6 protein-coding genes are annotated in these 5545 nt (G+C 63.2%); all 6 read right to left on the bottom strand.

Annotated elements, in window-relative coordinates; all coding sequences use genetic code 11:
- A partial coding sequence (locus M0954_RS22025; RefSeq protein WP_297355482.1) for an aromatic amino acid lyase occupies nucleotides 1–1004 on the bottom strand: 1004 nt, incomplete at its 3' end.
- 8 nt (nucleotides 1005–1012) lie between these two features.
- Nucleotides 1013–1804, bottom strand: a complete 792-nt coding sequence (locus M0954_RS22020; protein WP_122156195.1) for an ABC transporter ATP-binding protein — start codon at nucleotides 1802–1804, stop codon at nucleotides 1013–1015.
- A gap of 34 nt (nucleotides 1805–1838) precedes the next feature.
- Nucleotides 1839–2600: an ABC transporter permease subunit gene (locus tag M0954_RS22015; RefSeq protein WP_122156196.1), complete on the bottom strand. Its 762-nt coding sequence runs from the start codon at nucleotides 2598–2600 to the stop codon at nucleotides 1839–1841.
- A 17-nt stretch (nucleotides 2601–2617) separates the two neighbouring features.
- Nucleotides 2618–3340 carry an ABC transporter permease subunit gene (locus M0954_RS22010; RefSeq protein ID WP_297355480.1) on the bottom strand — a complete coding sequence of 241 codons (723 nt, stop codon included), beginning with the start codon at nucleotides 3338–3340 and terminating at the stop codon, nucleotides 2618–2620.
- A gap of 123 nt (nucleotides 3341–3463) precedes the next feature.
- A complete protein-coding gene (locus M0954_RS22005) occupies nucleotides 3464–4324 on the bottom strand; it encodes a transporter substrate-binding domain-containing protein (RefSeq protein ID WP_122156198.1) in 861 nt (286 codons plus the stop codon).
- A gap of 350 nt (nucleotides 4325–4674) precedes the next feature.
- Entirely contained in the window at nucleotides 4675–5352 is a 678-nt protein-coding gene (locus M0954_RS22000) for an isoprenylcysteine carboxylmethyltransferase family protein (protein ID WP_297355478.1), read from the bottom strand.
- Nucleotides 5353–5545 lie beyond the last annotated feature (193 nt).

Below are 5545 nucleotides of genomic sequence, written 5' to 3'. Positions count from 1 at the left end.
TCCATCGCCAGCGCAATCGAAGCGCCCACCGCATGGGCCTGCGAATAGACGCGCGGCGCCTCGGGGGTACCAGTGACGATCGGATTGTCGGTAATCGACGCGAGTTCGCGATTGACGACTTCTGCCGTTACGCTGAGCACGTCGCGGGCCGCGCCGTGCACATGCGGAATGGTGCGCATGCTGAGCGGGTCCTGGGTGCGCCGCCCGATCGCCGCTGCGAGTATGCCGCTATCGGCAAGCGCGCCGCGCATTCTTTCGCCGACCAGACTCAGGCCCGGCGATATCCTCAACGCCAGCGATTCGGCATCGAATGCAACCAGTTGGCCGCGCAGGTTTTCGAAGCTCATTGCAGCGACCACGTCGGTCCAGTCGAGCAATCGCCCGGCGCGCGCCAGCGCCAGCGCCGCAAGCCCCGTCACGCAGGGCGTGCCGTTGACCAGGCTGAGCCCCTCTTTCGCGTCGAGCACGAGCGGTTCGAGTCCGAGCCGCTGTAGCGCTTCGCGCCCGCCAAGACGCTCGCCGCGATAGTGCGCATGGCCCTCGCCGATGCACACCAACGCGATATGCGCCATATGGCTCAGATAGCCGACCGAGCCGAACGCCGGCACCTCGGGCAGGCAACCGGCGTCGAGCAGCGTCACCAGCCGTTCTGCGACGGCAAGCCGGATACCCGAATGTCCGTGAGCAAAGTTGTTGACGGCCGCAGCGATAATCGCCCGCGTTTCCGCGGCGCCGAGCGGCATGCCGACACCCACGGCATGACTCATCAGGATGTTGCGCGACAGGGTGCGTTGTTCGGATGGCGAAACGATTACGTCGCACAGTGCGCCCACGCCGGTGTTCACGCCATAGGCGCGAATCCCGCGTTCGACGATCTGTTCGACAAGCACGTGGGCCGCTGAAATGCGTGCCCGCGCATCGGCGGAAAGCTCAAGCGGCTCGCCCGCGGCGACCGCCGCGATCTGACGCCAGTCCAGAGGACGATCGGAACGGATAACGGCCATGACGATGCTCAGTTCGTGGTGCGGTGGTGGTGGCTCGAGACGAATTGCCTGAAGCGATCGGACTTGAGATCGCCGAACACTTCGTCGGGCGTGCCGTCTGCTTCGACTTCGCCCTGATGCAGGAACATCACGCGGTTCGACACATGGCGGGCAAAACCCATCTCGTGCGTGACCACCAGCATCGTGCGCCCTTCTTCCGCCAGCGAGCGCATCACTCGCAAGACTTCGCCAACCAGTTCCGGATCGAGCGCCGAAGTCGGCTCGTCGAACAGCATGACCTTCGGATGCATGGCCAGCGCCCGGGCGATCGCCACGCGCTGCTGCTGGCCGCCGGACAGGTGCGCCGGATAGTGGCCGCGCTTTTCCGCCAGACCGACCTTGGCGAGCAGCGCTTCGGCCTCTTCGACGGCCTCAGCGCGGCTGCGCTTTTGCACGCGCATCGGACCTTCGATCAGGTTGTCGAGGACCGTCATATGCGACCAGAGGTTGAAATTCTGGAACACCATGCCAAGTTGCGAACGGATGCGGTCCACCTGGCGACGGTCGCCTGGTTGCAGCTTGCCGTCACCGCGGCGCTTCATTTTCAGTTCTTCACCGGCCAGCGCGACCGAACCGTCGTCCGGTGTCTCCAGCAGGTTCAGGCAGCGCAGGAAAGTGCTCTTGCCGGAGCCGCTGGCGCCAAGGATCGACACCACGTCGCCTTCGTGCGCGTCGAGCGAGATGCCCTTCAGAACGTGATGCTCGCCGAACGACTTGTGAATGTTCTTGACCGACAATGCAACGGGTGCCGTAGCGTTCATACAATTCTCCAGACTATCCAGGACGAGTGGCCGTTCAAGGCGCCGCCCGAGGGGTTTGGCGTGCTTCGGTGGCGACGGGAACCGGGCGCGTTGCTGCCTGAGCGGGCGCCGCGCGCAGATGGCGCGACAGCCGCACTTCGAGCAGCCCCAGCAGGCGCACAATGATGAAATTCAGGAACAGATAGATCAACGCGGCGCAGATAAACACCTCAGTAGTCCGATAGGTCTGCTGGATGATCTGCTGTGCGACGCCGGTCACTTCCCACACGGTGACGAGACTCGCGAGCGCCGTCGATTTGACGAGCAGCACCGCCTCGGTCGAATACGCTGGCAGACACTGCCGCAACGCAATCGGGCCGATCACCCGGCGCAGCAATGCGAAGCCCGACAGGCCGATCGCATAACCCGCTTCGATCTGTCCGACCGGCACAGCCATCAGGCCGCCACGGATAATCTCGGCGGTGTAGCCAGCCGTACACAATGCCAGTGACAGCACCGCACACATATACGGTTCGCGCAGCACGGGCCACAGGAAGCTCTCGCGGATCACGCCGAACTGGCCAAGCCCGTAGTACACGAGGAACATCTGGATCAGGAGCGGCGAGCCGCGAAACACGAGGATGTAAGCGCGCGCGAAACGGTTCGGCAGCCAGTGTGGCGACACGCGCATCGTGACGATCACGAGCGACAGCAGACCGCCCAGCACCAGCGAAGAAAAGAACAACCCGAGCGTAGTCGGCACCGCGGCGAACAACTGGCGCAACGTGTCGAGCAGGAAAGCGAAGTCGATATGCATGATGACCCGGCGCCTCGTCAGTTGCGCGCGAAATTGCGGCGGAAGGACCCGGCCACGCGTGCTTCCGCGTGATTGAAGATCCGGTTGGAGATGCTCGTCATCAGCAGATACAACGCGCCGCCCACGACGAAGAAGGTGAAATACTGATGGGTCGAGCCCGCCGCTATCTGGCTTGCGCGCAACAGTTCGGCAAGCCCGGTGACCGAGATAAGCGCGGAATCCTTCAAGCTCAGTTGCCACACATTGCCGATGCCTGGCAATGCGAAGCGCAACACCTGCGGGATCAGAATGCGACGCGCCATCGTCAGCGTGGACATGCCGATCGAACGCGCCGCCTCAAGCTCGCCACGTGAGACCGCCAGCACCGCCGCGCGGTAAACCTCAGCCTGATACGCGCCGGAAATCATCCCCACCGCGAGCGCGCCAATGACGAAGGGCGGCACGCCGACGAAGCCGTCGGCGCCGAACCACTGGCCGATGGTCGTCACCAGCGTCGAACCGCCGAAATAGAACAGATAGATCACGAGCAACTCGGGCACGCCGCGAAACACCGTCGTGTAGAAATCACCGATGATGCGCAAGCTGCGAAAACGCGACAGCTTGGCCGCCGCCACCAGTGCGCCAAACACCGCGCCGACAGCGAGTGCCGCAAGGGTCAGCGCGACGGTCATCAAGGCCGCCAGCAGCACGACGCCACCCCAGCCATCCGGCCCGAAGCCGAGCATCCCGATCAGAGTCATACCCTACTCCTCGTCCTATCCGTTGAATCAGTCACGCTACACGTGCCAACTTCACGGCACGTGCAGGCACACAGCCACGGCTTCATCCGCGAGGCGGCATCGCCGCGCTCGCGCAGTCGCCGCTCAAGGCGTGACGTCGGTCTTGAACCACTTCACGGAGAGCTTCTTCACGGTGCCGTCGGCGAGTGCAGCGGCGATTGCGGTGTCGAATTTCGCACTCAAGTCGGCGTCCTGCTTGCGGAACGCGAGGCCTTCGCCGGGACCCCAGATCGGGCCGCCGATCTTCGGTCCAGCCATCACGATCGACGCAGTTTCTTTCTTGTCGATATTGCCGGCGTAGTAGGTCACGTCGTCGAACGAAGCGTCGATACGGCCGTTTGCCAGATCGAGGTCGCGCTCCGGCGAGGTCTTGTAGACGCGGATCGTGGCCACGTCCTTGAAGCCGTCGTTGATGAACTTGGTATAGACCGTGCCGGACTGGATGCCGATGGTCTTGCCCTTCAACTCCTTACGCAACGCGTCGACGGTCGGCTGGTCGGTCTTCGGGTCGCCCGTCAGCTTGAGCACGGCGCTGGTCGGGCCGGCCTTCGGCAACAGCTTGGTATCGGTCACGGCAAAGGTGGCCGGCGTGGCCGCATAAGGACGCGAGAACGCGATGATCTTCTCGCGTTCCGGTGTGATCGAGATGGCATCCATCAACACATCGAACTTGCCCGCCTGCAGGCCCGGAATCATGCCGTCCCAGTCCTGCGCGACCAGGTTGCATTGCAACTGGATGCGCGCGCACAGGTTCGCGACCAGTTCGGGCTCGAAGCCGCCCAGCTTGCCACCGGGGAGCGTCAGATTCCACGGTGCATAGCTGCCTTCCAGTGCGATGGTCACCGATTTCCATTCCTTCGCCTGCACGGGCGCCGCGAGAATGGTCATTGCGCCGAGGACGGCGCCAATCAATGCTTTAGCCAACGTAGTGCGCTTTACCTTCACGTCGAAACTCCTTTGATTGAGGGAACACCATCCAGCTAGCCGAGCGATCCACTCACTCGGCTGAATTGACTAGACAAGTCTGCATGAGTAAAAAAATCGTCGCAAGCGGAATCATGAAATTTTCCTCAAACCTTCGGGTAAGCCCTATAAAACAAGGCTATTGACGAAAATCTGAAAGCTTGAAGAGGTCGAAAAACATCTGACTGACGCGCCGTCGCGGTGCATTTTGTCTAGACAGGTTCCACTGATGGCGCACGATGTACCGTGCTGGTGCACGGATGCGCCGAGCTGGCCCGCAGCAGGAGACCGGGCCGGCAGATGTGAGACTGGAGGTGTGAACCGGGTGCCGGCTACCAGATATATGGGACGAACCGATAGCGCACGCGCGCGGCATAGTCGGCATAGCCTTCGAGTTGCTCGGCGAGCATGCGCTCCTCCCGCACGGCGCGATAACCGATACCGGCAATCAGCAGCGGCACGCAGAGGAGCCCCCACCACGATCCGAGCAGCAGCGGTGTCCCGGCCAGAAACAGCAGCGCCACCGCGTACATCGGATGCCGGACGTAGGCATAGGGCCCGGTATCGCTGACCGTGTGGCCGCGATCGGACTGAATCTTGACGACCGGCGCCGCGAAGCTGTTGGCGCGGAACACATAACGGCAGCCGTAGAGGCAGAGAAATATCCCGAGCGCGCCGAGCACGCTCAGCCAGCCCGGCACAGTCGACCAGTGGAAACGCCCGGCGTCGAGCCCAATCAGGATCATCCAGCCGACCCAGACCGCGCCGGTGCACGCCATGAAGACGCGGTCCCAGCGACTCTGTTGCTGCTGCACGATCGGCTTGAGCCGCTCGGCCAGCAATTCCGGATCATGCTGGGCGAGCCACAGGCCGATCCACGTCCCGAGCACCGCCCATTCGAGCAGAAACCACCACGCGCCCGCCCAATGCAACGTGCCTGCCGCGCCGAACAGCAACCCCGCCATGACGACGGACGAAGCCACCATTTGAACCAGCAGTCGCATGACCATTGCATCAGGCTCCAGGATTGATCCTGCAAAGACGCGCCGGTGTCGCGCTATTGCTCCCGCACCCGCTCGAAAAGCCGCGGCGCATCGATCTCGCCGGGCATAAAGCCGAACCGCTCGATCAGGCATGCCGCAAGCTCCGCGGCGGAGTCGAGCACCTGCTCGCTGACGACTTCGCCATTCGCGCCGCGCTCGG

The organism is Paraburkholderia sp., from assembly GCF_026225065.1.
Taxonomy (GTDB): domain Bacteria; phylum Pseudomonadota; class Gammaproteobacteria; order Burkholderiales; family Burkholderiaceae; genus Paraburkholderia.
The sequence above is the reverse complement of the archived record's forward strand: the minus strand, read 5'-3'. Positions and strand labels throughout refer to the sequence as shown.